Annotated in this window: 18 protein-coding genes; 13 read left to right on the top strand and 5 right to left on the bottom strand. The window is 49.8% G+C overall.

Annotation, left to right across the window (positions count from 1 at the left end; translation table 11 throughout):
• The first annotated feature begins 22 nt into the window (after positions 1 to 22).
• Genes KDW_RS11145 through KDW_RS11155 form a run of 3 tightly spaced genes read left to right on the top strand, consistent with a single transcriptional unit; the run spans position 23 to position 2,115 of the window.
• Positions 23 to 520: a mannosyltransferase YkcB-related protein gene (locus tag KDW_RS11145; protein ID WP_151756014.1), complete on the top strand. Its 498-nt coding sequence runs from the start codon at positions 23 to 25 to the stop codon at positions 518 to 520.
• A gap of 45 nt (positions 521 to 565) precedes the next feature.
• The gene (locus KDW_RS11150) at positions 566 to 1,120 is read left to right on the top strand and encodes a GtrA family protein (RefSeq protein ID WP_151756015.1); all 555 of its coding nucleotides are present in this window, start codon (positions 566 to 568) and stop codon (positions 1,118 to 1,120) included.
• On the top strand, positions 1,120 to 2,115 hold the full coding sequence (locus tag KDW_RS11155; RefSeq protein ID WP_151756016.1) for a glycosyltransferase family 2 protein: 996 nt from the start codon (positions 1,120 to 1,122) through the stop codon (positions 2,113 to 2,115). The genes KDW_RS11150 and KDW_RS11155 overlap by 1 nt, the downstream gene beginning before the upstream one ends.
• A gap of 61 nt (positions 2,116 to 2,176) precedes the next feature.
• Here KDW_RS11155 and KDW_RS11160 read toward each other — a convergent pair whose 3' ends face one another.
• Entirely contained in the window at positions 2,177 to 3,571 is a 1,395-nt protein-coding gene (locus tag KDW_RS11160) for a vanadium-dependent haloperoxidase (protein WP_162005139.1), read from the bottom strand.
• 296 nt (positions 3,572 to 3,867) lie between these two features.
• On the opposite strand from KDW_RS11160, the gene KDW_RS11165 reads away from it, so the two are divergent.
• The 3 genes from KDW_RS11165 to KDW_RS11175 all read left to right on the top strand — a co-directional run bounded on the left by KDW_RS11165 (position 3,868) and on the right by KDW_RS11175 (position 5,708).
• Complete coding sequence (locus tag KDW_RS11165; RefSeq protein ID WP_151756018.1) at positions 3,868 to 4,542, top strand: copper resistance CopC family protein; 675 nt, start codon at positions 3,868 to 3,870, stop codon at positions 4,540 to 4,542.
• The gene (locus KDW_RS11170; protein ID WP_162005140.1) at positions 4,497 to 4,712 is read left to right on the top strand and encodes a hypothetical protein; all 216 of its coding nucleotides are present in this window, start codon (positions 4,497 to 4,499) and stop codon (positions 4,710 to 4,712) included. Before KDW_RS11165 ends, KDW_RS11170 begins: the two co-directional genes overlap by 46 nt.
• Positions 4,713 to 4,796: 84 nt before the next feature.
• Positions 4,797 to 5,708, top strand: a complete 912-nt coding sequence (locus KDW_RS11175; RefSeq protein WP_151756020.1) for a CopD family protein — start codon at positions 4,797 to 4,799, stop codon at positions 5,706 to 5,708.
• On the opposite strand, the gene KDW_RS11180 is transcribed toward KDW_RS11175, so the two are convergent.
• Positions 5,705 to 6,403, bottom strand: coding sequence for a DUF4388 domain-containing protein (locus tag KDW_RS11180; protein ID WP_151756021.1), 699 nt, complete (start codon positions 6,401 to 6,403; stop codon positions 5,705 to 5,707). The two genes, KDW_RS11175 and KDW_RS11180, sit on opposite strands and share 4 nt — an antisense overlap.
• Before the next feature lie 513 nt (positions 6,404 to 6,916).
• Here KDW_RS11180 and KDW_RS11185 point away from each other — a divergent pair.
• Positions 6,917 to 7,702 (top strand): polysaccharide deacetylase family protein, encoded by a 786-nt coding sequence (locus tag KDW_RS11185; protein ID WP_151756022.1) that lies wholly within the window; start codon positions 6,917 to 6,919, stop codon positions 7,700 to 7,702.
• A gap of 314 nt (positions 7,703 to 8,016) precedes the next feature.
• A complete protein-coding gene (locus KDW_RS11190) occupies positions 8,017 to 8,778 on the top strand; it encodes a polysaccharide deacetylase family protein (RefSeq protein WP_162005141.1) in 762 nt (253 codons plus the stop codon).
• 105 nt (positions 8,779 to 8,883) lie between these two features.
• On the opposite strand, the gene KDW_RS11195 is transcribed toward KDW_RS11190, so the two are convergent.
• Positions 8,884 to 10,779 carry a discoidin domain-containing protein gene (locus KDW_RS11195; protein WP_233097673.1) on the bottom strand — a complete coding sequence of 632 codons (1,896 nt, stop codon included), beginning with the start codon at positions 10,777 to 10,779 and terminating at the stop codon, positions 8,884 to 8,886.
• A 240-nt stretch (positions 10,780 to 11,019) separates the two neighbouring features.
• Here KDW_RS11195 and KDW_RS11200 point away from each other — a divergent pair, with 240 nt between their 5' ends.
• Both KDW_RS11200 and KDW_RS11205 read left to right on the top strand, forming a co-directional pair.
• Complete coding sequence (locus KDW_RS11200; RefSeq protein WP_162005142.1) at positions 11,020 to 11,817, top strand: MerR family transcriptional regulator; 798 nt, start codon at positions 11,020 to 11,022, stop codon at positions 11,815 to 11,817.
• 27 nt (positions 11,818 to 11,844) lie between these two features.
• Positions 11,845 to 12,387 carry a hypothetical protein gene (locus KDW_RS11205; RefSeq protein ID WP_151756026.1) on the top strand — a complete coding sequence of 181 codons (543 nt, stop codon included), beginning with the start codon at positions 11,845 to 11,847 and terminating at the stop codon, positions 12,385 to 12,387.
• Positions 12,388 to 12,602: 215 nt separating this feature from the next.
• Here the strand turns inward: KDW_RS11205 and KDW_RS11210 are convergent, their stop codons facing one another.
• Positions 12,603 to 13,235 carry a DUF4291 domain-containing protein gene (locus KDW_RS11210; RefSeq protein WP_151756027.1) on the bottom strand — a complete coding sequence of 211 codons (633 nt, stop codon included), beginning with the start codon at positions 13,233 to 13,235 and terminating at the stop codon, positions 12,603 to 12,605.
• 198 nt (positions 13,236 to 13,433) lie between these two features.
• On the opposite strand from KDW_RS11210, the gene KDW_RS11215 reads away from it, so the two are divergent.
• The 3 genes from KDW_RS11215 (at position 13,434) to KDW_RS11225 (ending at position 16,328) form a co-directional block, all read left to right on the top strand.
• On the top strand, positions 13,434 to 13,997 hold the full coding sequence (locus KDW_RS11215; RefSeq protein WP_151756028.1) for a GNAT family N-acetyltransferase: 564 nt from the start codon (positions 13,434 to 13,436) through the stop codon (positions 13,995 to 13,997).
• A 7-nt stretch (positions 13,998 to 14,004) separates the two neighbouring features.
• Positions 14,005 to 15,126: a lipid II:glycine glycyltransferase FemX gene (locus KDW_RS11220; protein WP_151756029.1), complete on the top strand. Its 1,122-nt coding sequence runs from the start codon at positions 14,005 to 14,007 to the stop codon at positions 15,124 to 15,126.
• 65 nt (positions 15,127 to 15,191) lie between these two features.
• Positions 15,192 to 16,328 carry a lipid II:glycine glycyltransferase FemX gene (locus tag KDW_RS11225; protein WP_151756030.1) on the top strand — a complete coding sequence of 379 codons (1,137 nt, stop codon included), beginning with the start codon at positions 15,192 to 15,194 and terminating at the stop codon, positions 16,326 to 16,328.
• 194 nt (positions 16,329 to 16,522) lie between these two features.
• Here KDW_RS11225 and KDW_RS11230 read toward each other — a convergent pair whose 3' ends face one another.
• On the bottom strand, positions 16,523 to 20,470 hold the full coding sequence (locus KDW_RS11230) for a tetratricopeptide repeat protein (protein WP_151756031.1): 3,948 nt from the start codon (positions 20,468 to 20,470) through the stop codon (positions 16,523 to 16,525).
• Between the last annotated feature and the right edge of the window lie 19 nt (positions 20,471 to 20,489).

The raw sequence follows: 20,489 nt of genomic DNA on the forward strand, positions 1-20,489 counted from the left end.
GTTAGTCAGGAAATAATAAAGTTTGGGGGGTGAAAAAACCGATCCAAAGACCGTCCAATTCTTACAGACGAACAAAGGTAAAGGTCGTTATCTGGTAGCGGTACAAAGCGCCACGGCCGGGGAACAACTGATTATTGATACTGGCGAACCTGTGATGGCATTGGGAGGCTTTATTGGTAGTGATCCCATTCTGACCCTGCCGCAATTGCAACAAAAAGTCGCAGCCGGCGAAGTTCGCTACTTTATGTTTCCAGCGGCTAATAGCAATGAGCTGTCCAGGGATCTGCCGCCAGCGCTCAAAGACATGCTTGAGAGAATGGGTGGCGGTAATCCAGGCAATATGATGGGCGGCATGATGGGCGGTAACGGCAAAATCATGTCCTGGGTCCAGCATAGCTGTAAAGTGGTTCCTACTGCACAATGGAAAACGAATGACCAGCAAGCTTCCAGTGGTCTGGGCGCGATGGGGATGGGTATGAATAATCAGCTTTATGATTGCTCGGGTGCATCTGCACAATGAATTGCTCATATATAAAAATAGCTAAAGAAATGGTTGGTGGGTTGAATGTTACATACTGCTAGTAGAGTGCAGCAATGGTTGCAGAGCTTCAACGATATACTTTTTTCGCGTGCGGCCCGGCCTTTGCGTTTCATTTGTACGGGTGGTCTGGCTGGCGTGATCCAGTTGGGCTTGCTGGACCTATTGATCAAGGCTGGTTGGGAAACGGCGCTGGCTAATATTGTGGCTTTTTTGTTTTCGGCCCAGGTAAACTTTTTGCTGAGCTTCTTCTTTACCTGGCGTGATCGTCAGCCAACTGCAGATGCAGTAGCCAGACAGGTCTTCTGGTCGCGCTGGCTGCGCTTTCATAGCTCAATTTTGTTGACCGCTTTACTGAATCAAGGTGTGTTTCTACTAACTCGTGCATTTATTCCAGCTTTGCTGGCATCAGCACTAGGCATTTGTGTTGCTTCTCTGGTAAACTTCTTTACGATGAATACATTGGTTTTTCGTAAAAAGCAAAACCAGCGTATTGTGCCAGGGCAACAACTTTATTTGGTTGAAGACAAGCAAGAAATGAAGGTGGCTCATGAGAAACAGCCTGAAGAGGAGAACGTGTAATGATTGCTCCACAACAAGATAGGATAGCCGAGGCTCTTGCACAGCCGATTTATTCTATTGTGGCTCCAGTCTTTAATGAGGAAGAAACCCTTCCACAGTTTTATGCACGTATCATCCAGGTCATGGATGCGTTAAACGAACCATTTGAACTCATTTTGATCAATGATGGCAGTCGCGATACATCCTTTAAGGTCATGCAAAAATTGCATGAGACGGATCCACGTGTACGCATTATTGATTTCTCGCGCAATTTTGGACATCAAATAGCGATCTCGGCCGGCCTGGATTATGCCCGGGGTAAAGCGGTGGTGGTGATTGATTCCGATCTCCAGGATCCCCCTGAAGTTATTCCTGAACTGATCACACGCTGGAAAGATGGCGCTGAAGTTGTCTATGCGCAGCGGTCATCACGGGTTGGCGAGACCAGATTTAAATTGTTAACGGCATCTCTTTTCTATTATCTGATTGATCGCATCACATCCGTACAGATTCCGCGTAACGTCGGGGATTTCCGTTTGATGGACCGGAATGTGGTGGATTCATTAATTCAGATGCGCGAGCACCATCGTTTTATGCGTGGACTTTCCGCCTGGGTTGGTTTCCGCCAGGAAGCAGTTTTATACAATCGTCATGAGCGTTATGCTGGTTCATCAAAGTATCCTCTGGTGAAAATGATCAGTTTTTCTCTGGATGCGATTACCAGTTTTAGTCATCTTCCTCTGCAGTTAGCCACAACTTTTGGTTTTATTCTAGCAGCCATTAGCCTGGTAGGTATCGTGATCGCCGCGATCCTACGTTTGACGACCCATGCGATTCAAGGTCAGGCTTCAACGCTGATCCTGGTACTGTTCCTGGGTGGAATTCAACTCATTTTCCTGGGCATCATTGGCGAGTATCTGGGCCGTATCTACGATGAGGTACGCGCACGGCCCCTCTACATCGTGCACCATGCGCTGGGTTTCTCCAAAAAGGATGAGGAGAAGCCGTCGGTTTAAGGCGCAGGGCTCGCCATAACGGCAAAGATGCAGAGATTTTCTTTGCCGTTATGGAGATCGATCAGTGCTTGCCATGAATATATCTTTGTGCCTGCGCCCACACGATTTTCGCGACGGCGCACCCTAGTGCCCTGCCGGTAAAGTCGCCCTGCTCAAAATGAATGCCCCCATAGATCCGCGAGATGCCGGACTCAATAGCGGCCGCGCTAAAGGTTTTCCAGTGCAGTGTCACGTCCTTTTTTGGTGTGCTACCGGGTTCGATTGCTGAAGTTCCCGCAGCCCGGGTATAGGATCCTCCAAAATAATCGCTGCTGGTAAAGAGGGTCAGGATGGTGGCACTGGCGGCACTAAAGGTGCTGTGTGCTGAGCAATATTCAGGAAAGGCCGGTGTGACAACATCTTTGGATTGATACGGTTGCCAGTCCACACCGCGTACAAGTTTTGTTCCCTGATATGGACCAGCCCAGGCACGTACCTGGCGTTGTGCATAGAGATAATGGATAGCTGTGATCGGGCGAACCGAATTATACGCGCGCTTGCAATCCCAGCACACAATACTGGCATCTAGCAAGGCATTTCCCAGGATGAAGAAAAGCTTGATGGCGCTATCTAAATCATACATATCCCGACGCACGATATAGTGCGCGATCAGAAACCAGTGGCCAGGTGGCTGCTCGCCGGCAGGACCATCCTCCCAGTATTCTGCAATCACTTTCTGTCGATCAGTCAGGCTGGCACTGATATCTACTAATTGATTGGCCTGCCTGCTATAGCGCGGGCTATATGCTGTCGCTGGTGGAACGGCCGGGCGAAACAATGAACCATGAAAAAGCGCAAATGGTTTCACATGTCCCCAATGTGGTGTCACAAAGCGCTGCACGATCACTGTATTATCGGCCTGTGGAATGCGTAAGGGCTGCCAGCTATTTGGATCGTTGATGCTATCCGGAGTATTTTTGGGCTGATAGTTGGTATAGTCTGCATAAGCACCCTGGTGGATCATTCCGGACTGATTAGAGCCATCTTGCTGTCGATCATCCAATACCAGACGAGCCATGAGATTGCCGATGCCAGCAGGCGTGTCTGCTTTCTCGCTCCGGTTTAAGGTGGAATATCCTAATTGACCCATCAGGATACGAAACTGCAACTCCTGATCTGGAAAAAGAGCCAGCAGGGCTCGATAGGCGGCATAGCTGATCGCTTCTTCTTTGTTTGCCTGTGTGTGTTCATGTAGAGGACGACGTAGCCGCTTGTCACTGCAGGTACTGATCGCCAGCGCATCATAAGCGGACCAGGCATCATACATACACGTACTCACCACTGCCAGGGCGCGTGCGCTAATTGTGACGGCCGGTCGAGTAGTGCGAATTACTTGCAAAAGCGCCTCATTCCAGCGTAATACAATCCTGGCTGTATGAAGTGTGCGCAAAGTCGGGAGCAGATTGACGTTTCCCATCCACTCCAACCTGGACCTCAGCATGTTTCTGCGGTTTATCTTTACCTTCTCCATTTTCTCAGCGCCTACTTCTGTTGACATCCCAATCCTATCTTCACTATATCAGGTGGTTCATTAAATGTAAGAGGCACTTTAGCCTTTTGGTAGCGATAGAGTGGATAAACACAACCAGGAAAATAAGGACCATTATCAATAGTTGTGGGGAGCAGGATCTATTATGCTATCTATGGTTTGTTCAAGCTGATCAGATATACAACAGTAAAACGCCTATGAGTGCAATATGTTGAGAAAGTCTTATGCTAATATCAACGCAATTCCTCGCCACTCTACTCAAAAAGCTCTCTATTGCCCTGTGCATTATCTGGCTCGGGATATTCTTTATCGTCCATCCTGTACTGGCGCTGGGTTTCCATGCGCAATACGATCATAGCGATCCTGTAGCCAGCGCGCATCTGCAGCAAGGGAAACCGCCTGCTGCCGTACGCGTCTGGTTTTCAGCACCGATTGATCCCCGGGCCAGCCGCTTAGCGGTCTATAATATCCGGCGACAACGTGTAGACCTTAATGATAGCAGATTAGCTGCGGATAGTACTTCACTGCGTATTTCGTTACGTAAAGGTTTGCCTGATGGTACCTATACAGTTGTATTTCACAACGTTTCGCAAACCAATGGCTATGCTGCAACGGATAGTTTTTTCTTTGTTGTTGGCACTGACATGCCACCTGACCCGGATGCTTTTATCACTCAACATACTCACGATACCGATCATAATTTTAATCCCTGGAGTATTGGACTGCGCTGGCTCAACTATCTGGGGATGGCTGGACTGATTGGTGGGTTGCTTTTTCTGCTCCTGGTGTGGCGACCCGTGATGGTGCAACTGGTAGGGAGGTTGGACCCGAATTCAGACAGGTACGGCAGCTCATGCGCGTCCATTCCGCCTGGTTTATGCTGGGATCACTGGTGGTAATTGCGGTGGCTTCAATTGCTTTTCTCTTCTATGAAGCCAGTATTGATAGCGATGCTGCACCCTGGCTTGTTCTGGGAAATCATGTGTTGCTCAGCCTGCTGGTGAGGAGCCGTTTTGGCATTATCTGGCTTTTTCGCTTCATTCTGATATTTGTAGCTTTTGTGCTCTGACTGCTGGTTCGTCAAAATCTTCTTGGTAGAAAAGGGCTTGGCGACAAGCTATGGGGATTGCTGCTGGTCATCGGGGTTGCGATCATGTTTACTACCGCCTTAAATTCGCACGCGGCCAACCGGCGCGACCTCTGGTTTATGTTACCTGTCGATGTGCTGCACCTGATCTGCGCTGGATTTTGGGTGGGGGGCCTGATGTTACTCGGACTGGCTCTTCCCAGGGCACTCGGCGCATTTGCGCCAGGCACAGGTGATCTCTCACGCCTTATTAGTGCACTTATCCCACATTTTTCGTTTATCGTTATGATCAGTGTTATTCTTTTGAGTATTACTGGAGTTACCGAGGCAGTCGTTGATCTGGGGGTATGGAAGGCCTTGTGGATCAGTAGCTATGGACAAATCTTGCTTATCAAGCTGGCGATTATGATTAGCCTGGTCTGCTTGCTAGCCTACCATTTACTCTATATCAGTCCACGTATGCGTATCTATGCCCGGGCTATCGATGAACGCGAAGCAAATAATGTGCCTGGATCAGGAAAAGTACATCGAGTATTCATTAAAATGCAAAAAACTGAAGCCCTGCTGGCTTTTTGCCTGCTATTGAGTGTAGGTGCCCTGACCAGTTTGAATCCTGCCTGGCCAGCTGCTTTATCGCTGCCCAACTCGGTTACCTATAAAGGTACCATCAGTGATCTTACCTATTTGCTCGCGATCAATCCCTCAAAACCAGGTCCCAACACCTTTGAGGTTATTCTTAAGGACCGCACGGGTCAGCCTGTAAAAGCAGACTGTACGGTATTCTTACGGGAAATTATGCTTGATATGGATATGGGGATAGAGCAAATTGAGCTACAACCAGTACCCGGTCATAACGGTCTCTATACGACGTACAGTGAGGTCCTGAGCATGGCCGGTCACTGGCAAATGACTCTGTTAGTGCGTCGGAGCGGTTTTGCTGATATCAAGAAAAATATTACTTTCTCTATGAATGTTTAGAGCGTAATTAAACCGATACGTTCCAGGTCGGTAAGGATCATATACACCTCGTCCAGACGCCGGGATGTCAGGCGCGCTAGTTCCTGAGGTGTACGCTGGTTATCAATTAAGAGAAAGACCTGGCGATGGCCACGCGAGAGACCTTGCTGTCCCAGATGTCGCAAGCTATTCTCGTTATTGGCAAAACGCTTGTGGGGAATCCTCTGTACTGGAAGGGGAGTCTGATACAGCGATGCTGGTAATGGTGTTTGATATGGATCAGTCTGTTGCCGTGAAATTGGTCCTGACAATGGAAAGCCAGGTTGTACGAATGGCGATATTACCGGTCGCAATGGATCGGTGTTTCTGGATATAGTCGCTGGCGACGTGGTGATTGTGCGGGATGGTGATTTTGGTTGTGTCTGAGGAGGGGTTGGGAACTGCGCCTCTGGAGAGTTTAACTTGTTTTCAGCTATATGTTCAAATTTAAAACGGCAGGTACCCCAGCTTTGCAACCACTCGACCGGATTAGCACCGGTATAATAAGGGGCGACCTGGGTGCCAATTACCTTGCCTTTTAAAAAGCGCACATAAATAATTTCCGAGCCTTCATTTCCACCACGTTCCACGGTCAACATGCCGGTCTGGCGCGAGAAGGTGATGACCCGCATCACATCGGCCAGGCGGTCAGTAATAGTTCCAGTTTGGTCTGACATGTGCAGGTTCCCCTTTTTTGAAGTTCTTCTTTGAGACATCAGTGCGGGTCGCACGATTCCAGGTTGGGAATGCAAATAGTTTATACTTCTGTGTACAAAAGATAAGAAATATATTCTAACTTGAATGTATTTCGCGTTCAGTAAAGAATAAGATATGAGCTTGTTTTTGTCAAGCTGAAATAGTGTGTTTTTCAACGCTTATTTATTGACGGCCGGTTTCATTGTTACTTACCTGCAGTGTTCCCTATTCATAATCCACAAGTCTATTAAAGTGTATTTTACGGGTTATACATTTAAATAATAAATATATAGGTAAAATATATGTGACCGTAATTCGTGGAATAGTTCATAGTTTGATTGTGAGTTAGGGCATTTCATTCTGGCGCTTTTAAGCTTATGCTTTCTATATAAATTCTCATATGAAACATATTCATCACACGCAATCAAAGCCTTGAAATTTTAAAGATATATAAAAAAATTAGCTCGGAACCCGAACGGATTCAGGGGGCAGCAATGAAAAAGATCATCGCCTTATTAATTATTCTTATTGTTTGTTTAGCCAGCTGGGGCTCAGTTATCGTGGTTTATGCCGATAAAGCTTATCCGGTTGCTTCGGCTGCCACCACAAAAACATTGGTGACGCCAACACCCAAATTCATTAATGATAAACCTGCCACCCCTGCTCCTGAAGTGCTGCCGCAGGTGGTTTTTCAGGGAAGTAATAGCAAGCCAGAAATTGCGCTGACTTTCGACGATGGTCCTAACCCAGCCGCCACGCAGCAGGTCTTAGATATTCTGAAAAGCTATCATATACACGCGACTTTCTTTTGTATTGGTGAGAACGCACGCGACTATCCAGCGCTGGTGGCACAGGAGCAGGCTGATGGGAATGTGGTTGGAAATCATACCTGGGATCATCCAGATCTGACCACTGTGTCGGCCCCTGCAATCCAGCAGCAATTGACGGATACCAGCGCTGTCCTTAAAAGTGCCACTGGAGTGACTCCGACCCTCTTTCGACCTCCCTATGGGGCGATCAATAAGACGGTGCAGCAGCAGGCCAATCAGCAGCATTTACAGCCTGTCTTATGGAGCATTGATACGCAAGATTGGAGCATGCCAGGCACAGGAGCAATCGTTCACGCGGTACTGGATCACGCTGGTAATGGCGATATTATATTGATGCATGATGGTGGTGGTAATCGTACGCAGACCATTGCGGCCCTGCCAAAAATCATCGAAGGTCTACAGCAGCAAGGTTTCACGCTGGTCACCGTTCCACAACTGATCAATGGATAGTTATCCTGGCAATTATACTAGCCCAAATAGACTAGAGGACGACGACTCAGGTTTGTCGTCCTCTAATGTTGTGATAAGATGATACATAGAAAAGCATAAATAATCACTCTACTGCAAATTGATACTTGCTTATCAAGGAGATATATTTTATGCGATTAATATGGAGGATTGTTATATAGATAATATTGCGAGGTATAGTGTTAATGTATTCTAAATCTATTCATGTCCGTACTTTAATGATGTTTTTTTTAGGCTTGTTTGTTTTGAGTGCTATTACTATACCCTTACACTCGGCGAAGGCGGCCAGCCGAGATGTGAATCCACCTATACAGTCCACAAAACCTATCACTGGCGATTCGTTGCCGCCCACTCAGCCAGGTAATACTCCCAATGGAGGCACACAACTACCGGTCCAGCCAGGTAGTGCGAACAATGGAAGCACCAATCCACCTTTACAGGCGCAAGTGATTGGTCTTGGTCGCCGTGATGTCCCCAAAATAGCTTTAACCTTTGACGATGGGCCAGATCCACAGAATACTCCACAGATTTTATCGATTCTACAGCAGCATAATGTCCATGCCACCTTCTTTGCCGTTGGCGAACATGCCCAGGAAAACCCTGATCTGGTCCATCAGATAGTATCTGGAGGCAATGTACTGGGGAACCATACCTGGGACCATGCAGACTTGAAGAAGTTGAAGCCAGAGGATCAGGCGAAAGAAATCGGACATAGTGCTGATGAGCTACAGCAGTTGACTCATGTCCGGCCAACGCTGTTACGCCCGCCATATGGAGCAATCAACGATAGCCTCAAAAATGAGGCTGCCCTGGCTCATGACACTATCATCATCTGGAATGTGGATACCGAAGATTGGAAGACCCCGGGTAAAGATGCTATCGTGAATACCGCTGTGCATAACGCACGCAATGGCGCGATTATACTGATGCATGATGGTGGTGGCGACCGCTCCCAGACCATCCAGGCGTTGCCAGAAATTATTACCCAACTGCAGCAGCGCCACTTTCAGTTAGTGACTGTACCTGAATTATTACAAGATATGCATAAACCTATATAAATATCCATCTTTATTATAACTGTCTGCTGATAGCAAGAAGTTTTCTCAATCATAAAAGCCCCCGGCGTCATCTCGAAATGATGCCGGGGGCTTGCTTCATACCATTTACGGATACACATTCATTTCATAAATGGACCATTTGCTGTCCGCGCTCCCTGTCTGAACAATCCGAATATAGCGAGCGGTCTGGGGCGCGAATGAGATGCTCAGGGGTTGTTGCGCACTCCCATTGCCACTGGCAACAGGATTGCTCCAGTTGGCCCCATCATCCGAGACAGATACCTGATAACCGTGTGGATAGTCGCCGTCACTCCCTGCATCCAGTGTCATCTGACTGAAGGTCTGGGTTGAGCCCATATCTATCTGGAACCACTGTCCATTGGTCTGGTTCTCTGTACTTGACCAGTGCGTCGTATAATCATCATCCAGCACATTGGCCGCGCTATTGTCGGTGCTGGCGGGTGTAGCGCTGGTGGAAGTGGTCCAACCAGTGCGATTCAGCGCACTGTGGTTATTGGTAGATTGTTTGCCAGTCCATTTGAAGGTTGTGGCTGCGCCTGCGGGCAGGGTGTCAGCGAACCATTTATCGCCCCACTGCACATCAAACGTTTGTGGGTCGGAAGACGAATTATACGTCACCAGCACCTTCGAACCATCCGCATTCTTAAAGGCGACATCTTTAATGCCATTGAGGCCAGAACTGGATGCGACACGATAGGCACCGGGTTGGACAAACTTGCTGGCCTGTCCCAGACCATAGTAATCGCCATTGTAGGTGACAGTGCCATTGGTCTGATCAACCGTCACAATACCACGGCACTGTGTGCAGGCGGCGCCAGTACCCAGATTTGGTTTCCCATCAGGATCCAGGGCCATTCCCCAGCGAACTACTGACTTGCTCCAGTTGCGCGTGGTGCCGATCAGGAGATCCATCGTATTGGCAAAGCCATTGCTGCCTTCCCACTGACCACCAGAACAATCGGTCTCATAGGTGTCTTTGTCTGGATACGCATTATGGATCGGCGTCTGAGCACTGACGGACCCGCCATAGCAATGCCAGGCGGTACCTGTGGCATATGGTGTGGTGCCAGGATCACTCAGAATGGTGGTTGGATACCCTGGCTGATCCCAGTTATGATCATAACCCAGAATTTTAGTGCTCAGGCCATTGCTCACCATTGCTGGTCCCAGGTAGTCCCTGATAAAGGTAGTTTCATCTTTAGCAGGAAAAGACATGCCTGGATAGCCGGAAGGCACATAGAGTGGTTCATTCTGCGGTGTGACCGCATAGATGGGGAGACCCTGAGCCTGATAGGCTTGAATGAATTTCACAAAGTAGTTAGCATAGGCCGTATAGGCGCTACTATTGAGGGTTCCCCCTTCCATCGAGCCGCTGGACTTCATCCAACCAGGTGCGCTCCATGGGGAGGCCATAATCTTGATATCTTTATTCTCTTTCAGCGCCTGCTGCAGTACCGGAATGATATAACTCGTATCGTGGTCAATGGAGAAATGATCCAGATTAGGATCAGTCTGACCCTGTGGCATATCGTCATACGAATACTCACCGACCTCGGGTGCTGGCCGTGTCAGATCTGAGGCACCCATTGGCTGGCGTAAAAAGTTCAGGCCAATACCTTGATGAGCATCAAAAAGATTTTTCATTAACGTATCGCGTTGCTTAGTATCCATTTTACTGGAGACCAGCCAGGCCGAAGAATCAGTAAACGAGGCACCAAAGCCGTCCATCTGTTGATACTGCTGATTCTCATCAACCGTGATCTTTGTCGCGTCTGACCCACTGCCAGTCGTAAACGTTTTATTGGCCTGTGGAGCCAGATGGGTGCTCAGATCAGCCGTCGTCTGCCAGGCCTGCACCTTGTCCTCTTCTTTACCTGCCTGGACAGGTCGGGTCTGATACACCGTAAAGAAGAGCAGGGTACCAAGGGCCAGACAGGCAGCAAATATACCCAATTCTGTTCGATATATAAGGCGGGACATAAACATCCTCCTTGATTAAGCGTTTGCCAGACATTGTCTTATGACCATCTTGATCAATTAATAATAATAGCCTTTTCGGTAATACGAATAACACTCCTTCTGCGTGTCATTGTTGCCTGTTGGCATGCCAGCGTGAAAGTCGCACTTAAAAGGCTTGACCTTGACCTGAGGGTAAGGTTGTATAGTATGGCTGTACACGTATGGAGGTATCAAATGAGGAACCTACTCAGGATAGGGGAGGTGGCGCAATTACTGGGTGTAACCACAAAAACGTTACGCCATTATCATAAAATTGGCCTGCTACAAGAGCCTGAGCGCACTCCCGCTGGCTATCGACTCTATAGCGCCCAGGACCTTTTACGCCTGCAGCAAATTCGTCAGCTTCAGTCCTTTGGCTTACCACTTAAGCTCATCAAAACGATGCTGGGAGAGCCTACCGAAAAGCACTCATGGCGTGAGATTTTAGTTGCGCTGGATCAAGAACTGGCCACGCAAATGTCCGAGCTTATGCAACGGCGCACACGTATCCAGGAACTACTAGCGCAAGATACGCCGTTACAACTGGAGCAACCAGATACCAGAGCCACCGTCAACTGGATGAAAGATTTGTTAGGTGAGTATACCGACAAATTGAGTCCTGAAGCCTTGCAATTAGAAGCAAAAATATGGGCAGCCATCCAGAATTTTCAGTGGCCGAATGGTTTTACTCCTGGCATAGAAGGTATGGCCACGCAATGGCTGCAGCAAGCACCCGTGTTGGAAGCGCTGATGCGCTTCGCCGAACGTATTGCGGCCCTTAAAGCAGTTCCAATAACGGACCCTGAGATCACCCGACTGGCCGATGAATGTGCGCAGGATCAGGAGTTCATCGCGTTTATGCAGTATCTTGCCCCACTCATACAGCAAAATCCAGGCCTGGATGCCCCTTTTTTAGCTATATTTAGTGATTTGATGGATACCACCCTGGCGCCAGCCCAACAACGTTTCTTTACTGAACTGTATGCGCGTTTGCCAATAAATTCCGGACAGATAGAATAGTGTAGGCTACTGAGAGGAAATAGATTCATGGATGAATTACCGCGAAATTTTCCCTATACCGCGCGACGGACCACCTATCTCACCATCGTTTGCTCCTTTGGTTTCTTATTATTGATGGAGAGCGGTGGCGTGGCTTTAGTGGCCAACCTCTTGATCACTAATCTCTGGCTACGTATAAGCATTAATCTTGTCCACCTTGGCCTCTGTATCTTTATTGCAATTACCATGTTATCCGTCCTATCTACCAGGCATCGCATCACATCTGATGGACTACACTTGAACTATGGGCGGACGTTGCATGTGCAACTTCCCTATGCCACCATCAAAGATGTCCAGCCAGTGCGTGATGTGCAGGCCGGCTTACAGCCACTCACTGCTCGTTATGATACTAAAAAGCAACAGCTTGTGGCCTGCTTTTCAGATCAAGGCCAACTCTTGCTACGCCTGCATAGCGCGCAGCCACTAAAAATAGGCCGCCAGGAACACCAGGTTAGTACCATCCTGTTCAATGTCGATCACCCCGACCTTTTCCTGACCACGCTTACGCAACAGATGCAGCCTATTATCTGATCAATTACATCAAATAATCAATAAAATCGCAAATGTAGGTTCGGCCCTTGTGGCCGATTGGCTCCCTTATGTAAACCTCGCCTGGCCAGGGTCATGTGGACGAGGCCCTTAATCGTGGTGAATGGGAGGATGTCTTGGGGGAACCAATCGGCCGCAAGGGCCGAACCTACGTTTTTTACCTCTCTTGAATCTTTATGATGATGACGCCTTCTCGTCTATGAGTTGTTGGTATAGGTTAGTGGGAAATCATAGGGATAGACTGTTTCTCGCGGCGTGAGCAGGGGGGTATAATCTCCGGTGAGAACGTGCTGATGTTGTTGTTGGACAAATTCGGAGATATCTTCAATATCGATGATCCATTCGCGCGCAAATTTTTGCAGTACAGGACCACGCAGGCCCAGTTGTATGGCGCGGCGTTCCAGTTTTTGTCCAGCAGGCCCATGGTCTGGGTCCCATTGCAGGCGTACGGCGGATTGACCGACGGCCTGTTTCCAGGCGGCTTCGGAGGGATAGACATCGGGCCAATAGCTGGAGGGTACCGCTTGTTCGAGCAGGCTATCAAAGGCTGCGCGCTGTAAGCGAATCGCCAGCGTTACTTCCTGATTCTCTTTTTGCCCCCATTCATTGCGATACATCATCCATAGAAAATTAGACTTGATCCATGACATACGCTCAAAGGAAAAGTGGTTGCCACCAAAGTAGCCGTTGCGTGCCGCAAAGTGGCCGATCGAGCGGTTGTATGCCTGATATACAACAATCGATGTATTGTCGAACTGCGCCATAATATGCCGACCCTGTTGCGGCCAATGTTGCTTTTGCTCAAGATACGATGCTATTTCCAGTCGCATAAGTTATTCTCTCCATATCATCAAAAAATAAATTTATCCCTGTTAATTAAGTAACGAATGGCTTCTTCAGGCATTGTTCAAACAAATGACCTACGTATCAGGCCGTAAAATTGCCTCGCTTTTTTCGCTATGCTATACTGCCCATGGAATCATGTGGGTAAACTACTAGAAACTCGGAAGAAGGGAAAACGTAGACATATGACCCAGGATACTTCAAATTTTCAAAATCCCTTTATTGTAGGGGAGCGCTTATACTTACGGCCTTTAGAGCCTGCTCAAGACAATCATCTGTATTCAACATGGATGAATGATGAAGAGATTCGCCGCTATTTTTCGGTCTATCCGACCAGTGATACACGCGGAAAAGAGCGTTTAGATAATCTGTATAAAGATACACGGCATATTTTATTTGGTGTGGCTCTGAAAGAGGATAATCGCCTGGTTGGTCTGGTTGGACTGAAAGATATTAATGTCCTGAACCAGAGCGCCGAGTTCTATGTCATCATTGGTGATCGTAACCTGCATGGCAAGGGCTTTGGTACCGAGGCGACTCGGATGATGCTGCGCTATGGCTTTTTAGAGTTGAACCTTAATCGTATTCAGACCCAGGATATGGAAGAGAATATTGGTGGCTGGCGTGCCGATGAGAAGGCTGGCTTCAAACACGAGGGTACCCTGCGTGAGCTCATCCTTCGTTTCGGCAAATACCACGATGTTCGCGTCTATAGCCTGTTGAAGAGTGAGTACTTAGAAACGTTGTAGACCCAAAATGAGTATCACGATCCAGGAAATTCACGAGCGAGAGCTGTGGAATGCGTTTGTCTCTAGCCACCCTCATGGACATTTCTTACAGTCCTATGAATGGGGTGAGCTTAGTCGTGAGCTTGGAGAACGAATCTACCGTTTAGGCGTTCTGGAAGATGGACGCCTGATCGGTAGTATGCAGTTATCCGTCTCCAATGTTCCGTTGCCATTGCCTAAATTACGTCCGACCTGGCTATACAGTGCCCGCGGGCCTGTACTGGCGCGTCAGGATGTATCTATTTTGGCCTTATTGCTCAAGCAAGCAGAGTTGATTGCGCAGCAAGAGCGGGCGGTAGCCTTACGTGTTGAACCAAATATCGCCGATGATGATCCTGATCTTGATGCATGGTTGGCCGTCTATCATAAAGCAGGTTTCCTTAGTAATCCCAACTCGATCCATGGACGGCGTTCATGGGTCCTTGATATTCAGCCTCCTGTTGGGCGGCTTTACTCCGCTTTTACCCCTGCCTGGCAACGCGCGATTGATGATGCGGAGCAACAGGATATCGTAATCCGCACCTCCTGTCAGCCCGATGTTTTCGAGACCTATTATGAGTTGCTGAGCAGCGCCAGTACGCGTGATGGTATCTTTGTGCACGATAAAGAATATCATTGGAAGACGCTGCAAACCTTTGCAGCTACTAATGACGCGACAATCCTGCTGGCCGAGCAACATGGACATCCGCTGGCGGCTAAAATGCTGCTGCGTTTCGGCGATTGGTGCTGGGATATGTTTACCGCGGAGCGTGAGAGTGAACATAGCGCCTCTCCGATCCATCTGCTGCAGTACGCTGCTGTGCAATGGGCCCGCTCGCGGGGTGTACGCTTCTTTGACTTTCGTTCCATTCCCGATGTCCTGGTGCCTGGCGAAGATCTGTGGGACGCCTACGAATATAAAAAAGGCTTTGCCGGTTTCTCCCGACTCACCATGCCAACCCAGGATTATGTGTACCAGCCACTCGTCTATAAGCCATGGCGTAGACTGGTTGAATTAGGACGTGAGCAGAGGCACAAAGAGCGGCAGAGGGCCGAGGTAGAGCAGCCATTACAGTCCGGTATCCCTGAAGTATTACTGGATGCCGATTAAGCAGCGTAGAGACTATAAAAATAATTCTAAGGTATGTCGTACTACCGGTTAGTGGAAGAGGGCGTATGGAAGCTCAGATAATTACAGATCGCCAGCAATGGAATGACTTTGTTATGTCATCCGCTTGTTGTAATGTGACTCAAACCTATGAGTGGGCGGAGTTTGGATCCTATCTTGGGGCAGAGGAGACGCTGCGGGTTGGCGTCCTGGATGAGGCGGGTCAACTGTGTGCGGTCGCTCTCCTGATCGTCTCACGCGCGCCCGGCTTACGGCAGATCTATTTCTATGCTCCCCGTGGACCTGTCATTGATGATCCTGCTTCTCCCGCCATGACGGTCCTGCTCAATTTTATTAAAGTTGAAGCCCGCAAGCGCCATGCGTTTATGCTCAAGATCGAGCCGAGCGTGATGGATGATGATTTCAAGTGGCTGACCGCCCTGAAACGGCGTGGCTTTCGTGTTAATCCCCATCATGTGCATATTCGCAATGAATGGGTGCTGGATATTCGTCCAGATGAAAAGACACTCCTGGCTGGCATGAAAGACAAGTGGCGCTATAATATCCGCCTGGCCGGTCGTAAAGGGGTAACGATCCGTCGTGGCTCCAGTCAGGCCGATATTGACGCCTTTTATCGCCTCTATGAGACCACCAGTGAGCGTGACAAGTTCTTCATCAATGACAAGTCTCTGTACGCTGATATCCTGCGCATACTGGGAGAAACTGACCGGGCCGCGCTTTTCCTGGCTGAATATGAAGGCCAGCCGATCTCTGGCATCATTATGCTGCTGGCAGGCCCCTGGGCTTATTATATGTATGGGGCTTCCTCCAATGAGCATCGAGAGAAGATGCCGAACCATCTCTTGCAATGGACTGGTATTCAGTGGGCCAGGGAACACGGCTGCCAGTACTATAATTTCCGTGGCATTCCTACCATTCTGGAAGAAGGCCAGGAGATGTGGGGCGTCTATCTTTTCAAGCGTGGTTTCGGTGGCCATCCTATGATGTCTCTCGCCACCCATGACCTGGTATATCGTCCCGTGACCTATTTCCTCTATCGCACCATGCTTGATCTCAAACACAAGTTTGATGCTCGTCGTGAGTTGCGGCAGGCCCGACAGGCCAGTCATCCCGTCCAGGTAGATAGCCACAAAAAGCCCGAGACAACCCAGCCAGAAAAAAAGCTAGAACAGAGCAACAAATAACTTTTAGCGTAATAGCTTCTTTGTCGCACGCCTCGCGCCTGCGGCGCTCGCTTATTTTTATTATGAGGGGAAATTATGGGCGGTCACGCCCATAATTTCCCCTCATAATAAAAGAGTCAGATTTGGATTAGCAACACAAAAGTGGCTCCCTCTTCATCTGGAGAGGGAGCCACTTTTGTGTTGTGTTTGAACGATTAGCGGGTACGTAGTTCCTGGAGAGTAGCCAGGCGCTCGCGGGCGACTGAGCTACCAGGACTGACTTTGGCCAGGTTGCGATAGACGCGGCTGGCCTGTTCATACTCTCCGACTGATTGATAGGTCTGACCGAGCATATCGTATGCGTCGAAGTTTGAGCGATCAATGGTGATCAACTGCTGCAAGGCTGCCACTGCTTCTTTGACCTGCTGGGTCTCGTAGTAGTAGCGTGCGATCTGTCCCTGATACCTGGCTGCATCTTGATTGCGGCCTAGCTGGAGACAGAAGCCAACGACCTCGCGTAGCAGGTCCATATCTTCAGGGCTGAGCTCGGCGGCCCGGAACAGGCTGGTGAGCGCTTCATCCGTATCTCCCATCTCGGCATAGATGTTGCCGATACGTTGGACAGCTTGACCTGCTTGTTCCAGCTTTCCCTGACGTAGATAGATATCAGCTAATAAGCGCAACTCCGCCATACCTTCATCCAGCAAGCCGCGGCTGACATAGATATCAGCTAGCTCGTCGTGGGCGCGTGGATCTTGCGGTGCCAGGCGTACCATTTCTTTCAGCGCGTTGATGGCGTTATCGGTCTGACGGTTGTTGCGGTAATGCTTGACCATCTCCATATACTCTTGCAGTGCTCCAGGTACATCACCCGGGCGGGCAGAGATATCTGACAGGCTTGAAGTAACCTCGTCCTGAGCTGGTTTGACACGCTGTAACTGCCGTAGAATGGCCTGCATCTGTTCCTGCTGACCGGTACGGCCATATGCTTTGGCCAGCTGGGTTGAAATCTCAACCTCTGGAGCGCGATGCTCTTCACCCTCTTCACGGGGGCGGGCAGCCCAGGTGGCTGGATCCATGGATTGGGGCGACTGGCGTACACTTTGCAGCGCCTGTTCCAACTGCTTGATGGCAGCTTCTGGCTTGCCTTGAGAGAGCAGTGCCTGAGCCGAGCTCACACGAGCAAAGATCTCAACGTGGCTATCCCTTGTGGCCTGAGCATACTCTTCAACCGCGCGATCATAGTAACCACACTGCTGATAGATTTGTCCCAGTGAGAAATGGACATCGGCATTATTAGGATAGACCTCGGCACTTTGTGTATACTCGCGCACCACCGACTGTGCCTGTTTCTGACCCTCGCCGCGCAACTGCCAGCGGATACGTGAGAGGACTTCCAGCGAGGTTCCGCGTGGAGTGCCCAGATTGGTGATCATCGCCACATGCCAGCGCACCAGGGCGGTCAAGTTGCGAGGATCAATTTGCAGTACACGCTGATATTCCGCCACGGCTTGCTGTCCACGACCCAATTTATGGAGAGCCAGCGCATAATTCAAGCGCGTTGGCACACTGGTTGGACTCTCCTGTAAGGCTTGCTCCAGCTCGGTCATGGCCCGATCCATATAGCCGAGACGCAGATAGGATTCCGCGGCCAGCGTGCGCTCGCGCAGCAGATCTTCTTTATGACCCTGATTCGAGAGCATGGTGATCAGGCGTGTGCGATAGGTGATGTTATTCGGCTCTAGTTGCAGAATGCGTCGATAGGTAGCAATCGCATCATCGATACGCCCATTCACAATATAGGTGTCCACGAGGATTGCATATTTGGTGATGGCCTGCTCAGTCTTGCCCTGGCGGACATAGATCTCACAGAGCACCTGGTGCACATCGAGGTATTGTGGCGCGAGATCAATGACGCGCAGACTTTCCTCCATGGCAGGTGTGAGCAAGCCATGGTTAATATATTTCTGGATGTCCTGCATCGAGCGGACAACCTGCATGCGAATGTTTTCAGGCAGGTTCGATGTACTTGCCAGTACCGCATCGGCGACCTGTCCCATACTGCCATTGGCACCAGCCATCTGATTCAACAAATCTTCAAAGGCTGGCCGCTGGTCCTGCGGGACGCGCAGCGGAGCACTCGGAACCATAAGCTGCGGTTCCTCAAAGCTGGGCGCAGTTTGTGGCGTCGGCACCGGTGGCAATGGCTGTGATACCACTGGCTGTGGTGCGGGCGCGGCCAGTGGCTGTGAAGGCACTGGTGCAATATATGGCTCAGGTTGCGCAAGCGGTGCGCTCAGTGGCTGAGACTGCTGTGGAGCAGGAGCAGGAGCAGCTGGCTGTGGAGCAGGAGCGGCCTGTTGTTGTGGCGCAGGCGTCTGCAACTGCTCTAATTCCTGAGAGAGCACACGTGTCGCATTTGGTTTGGCCCCTTCGGTCAACCAGGATGGGGACGATTCCGGGGATGGCTGTTGGGGTGCCTGAATATGCTGCTCCTGAGAGGGAGCAGGTGGTGGTGTCGCAGGTTGGGCTGGTGCCGGCTTGGCCGCCGCCTGTGACTTCTCCGAATCATTCAGGATGCCTGTCAGCCAGTCTGGTAGTTCACCGGATACACTACTCTGATTCTGGTTAGGAGCAGCAGGTGGTGGCGTATTGGCTGCTCCGGCAATCGTGCTTGCATTCATCTCCATCGTTGGTGCTTCTGGCACTTCTGATTGGGGGAATGCTGCTTGATTGGTTGGTGCTTGCGTCATACCTGCAGGTGGTGGTGTGGAAGTTCGAGTTGGGGCAGGCGCACCCTGGGCCTGCTGCAACATATATTCAACCTGTGCAACTTTATCGTTCCAACCACGGCTACGCAAGAAACCGAGCAGCGCATTATATACTGTGAGCGCCTGCTCTTGTTCGCCTAATAGACGATGCGCCTCTGCGGCCTCCTGACAGAGCTGGACCAGCTGGTCAGATTCCTCGGCTGTCAGTGCATCCAGGTTGACCCGGTCAACGGCCTCATCGAAATGAACGGTGGCGGTGCGTAGATCGCCACGGGCCCGGTAACACTGTCCTAATGCATAGTAGCAGGACAATGCATAGTCTGGATCGTTGAGCAGATGTTGAAATTGCTGAATGGCCTCATCCCAACGCTGCTGTTCCTGGTAAAGCCAACCTAAAAAATAGCGGGCATCTGGCCGGTCAAAGCCACTCTCCAGGATCTGTTCACAGAGGTCAATAGCATCATTGAACCGGCCCTGGTTTTGAAATGTTTGCGCCTGCTGCAATGCCCCTGTGACCTGGTTGGCGTTGATTCTATTGCGAGAGGCTGAATTCATCCCGTTGCCACCGGCCATTGCCGTCTGTGAGCCAGGATTATTTCCTCCGCCAAAATTGCCCGCGCTACCCATGTTACCCATGATGCCAGTATTCCCTCCGCTTGTATTTCCCGATGGTACCGAGTCTGCGAATGCCGCTGGATTGTGTGTTCCGGATGGCGTATTCGCTGGATTAGCAGTACCAGTTTCTGAACGAATTGATGAAAATGTTGCTCCGGCACCCCCGGCAGAAGCTGGTGAGCCAGACACTCCTGCTCGTATTTGAGAGAGCAACTGTTGTGCCCGGACATTTGATCCGTCGGCACGTAAAACTTCTTCACAGTGTATGCGCGCGGGGCCAGTTTCATTTCGGAGAAGGTAGCCTTGAGCTGCTGCCAGACGCTCCTGGAGCATCTGGGAGATGTCTTTCTTCTCGAAATAATAGCTCGCGAGCCGCTCATGTGGTTCTGGATTGCCTGGCGATAACTGAACTGCTTTCTGCCAGGCGGCTTCTGCACGTGCGCCCTGACCAGCTTGCGAATAGAGGTCGGCGAGATGTAGATACGCTTGATAGGCATCATCACGCCTGTTCAAAATGCCATACAATTCGGCTGTCTTGCTCAAGGCAATAACATTGCTGGGGTCGCGCTGTAAAATATGTTCATATTCGCGGAGCGCTTGCTGCCATTGCTTCATTTGCATATGGCAAAACCCTAGACCACTACGTGCTGTATCATCTTCTGAGAACTCGGCAAGTGCTTTTTGATATTCTTGCATTGCCTCGGCCCAGTGACTATCCCAACGATGGCGGTCGGCCGCATTAATAGATGCACTAAAGGCTTCTCTGTTCCCAGGCATGAAAGGTTCACTTTCTTGA

Source organism: Dictyobacter vulcani (assembly GCF_008974265.1).
Lineage (GTDB): Bacteria > Chloroflexota > Ktedonobacteria > Ktedonobacterales > Ktedonobacteraceae > Dictyobacter > Dictyobacter vulcani.

What these genes read in the sequence shown, in the direction of transcription:
- KDW_RS11150 (WP_151756015.1), top strand. Translation starts at nt 566, where the DNA reads ATGTTACATACTGCTAGTAGAGTGCAGCAATGGTTGCAGAGCTTCAAC.
- KDW_RS11155 (WP_151756016.1), top strand. Translation starts at nt 1,120, where the DNA reads ATGATTGCTCCACAACAAGATAGGATAGCCGAGGCTCTTGCACAGCCG.
- KDW_RS11160 (WP_162005139.1), bottom strand. Translation starts at nt 3,571, where the DNA reads ATGGGAAACGTCAATCTGCTCCCGACTTTGCGCACACTTCATACAGCC.
- KDW_RS11165 (WP_151756018.1), top strand. Translation starts at nt 3,868, where the DNA reads ATGCTAATATCAACGCAATTCCTCGCCACTCTACTCAAAAAGCTCTCT.
- KDW_RS11170 (WP_162005140.1), top strand. Translation starts at nt 4,497, where the DNA reads ATGCGCGTCCATTCCGCCTGGTTTATGCTGGGATCACTGGTGGTAATT.
- KDW_RS11175 (WP_151756020.1), top strand. Translation starts at nt 4,797, where the DNA reads ATGTTTACTACCGCCTTAAATTCGCACGCGGCCAACCGGCGCGACCTC.
- KDW_RS11180 (WP_151756021.1), bottom strand. Translation starts at nt 6,403, where the DNA reads ATGTCAGACCAAACTGGAACTATTACTGACCGCCTGGCCGATGTGATG.
- KDW_RS11185 (WP_151756022.1), top strand. Translation starts at nt 6,917, where the DNA reads ATGAAAAAGATCATCGCCTTATTAATTATTCTTATTGTTTGTTTAGCC.
- KDW_RS11195 (WP_233097673.1), bottom strand. Translation starts at nt 10,779, where the DNA reads ATGTCCCGCCTTATATATCGAACAGAATTGGGTATATTTGCTGCCTGT.
- KDW_RS11205 (WP_151756026.1), top strand. Translation starts at nt 11,845, where the DNA reads ATGGATGAATTACCGCGAAATTTTCCCTATACCGCGCGACGGACCACC.
- KDW_RS11210 (WP_151756027.1), bottom strand. Translation starts at nt 13,235, where the DNA reads ATGCGACTGGAAATAGCATCGTATCTTGAGCAAAAGCAACATTGGCCG.
- KDW_RS11215 (WP_151756028.1), top strand. Translation starts at nt 13,434, where the DNA reads ATGACCCAGGATACTTCAAATTTTCAAAATCCCTTTATTGTAGGGGAG.
- KDW_RS11220 (WP_151756029.1), top strand. Translation starts at nt 14,005, where the DNA reads ATGAGTATCACGATCCAGGAAATTCACGAGCGAGAGCTGTGGAATGCG.
- KDW_RS11225 (WP_151756030.1), top strand. Translation starts at nt 15,192, where the DNA reads ATGGAAGCTCAGATAATTACAGATCGCCAGCAATGGAATGACTTTGTT.
- KDW_RS11230 (WP_151756031.1), bottom strand. Translation starts at nt 20,470, where the DNA reads ATGCCTGGGAACAGAGAAGCCTTTAGTGCATCTATTAATGCGGCCGAC.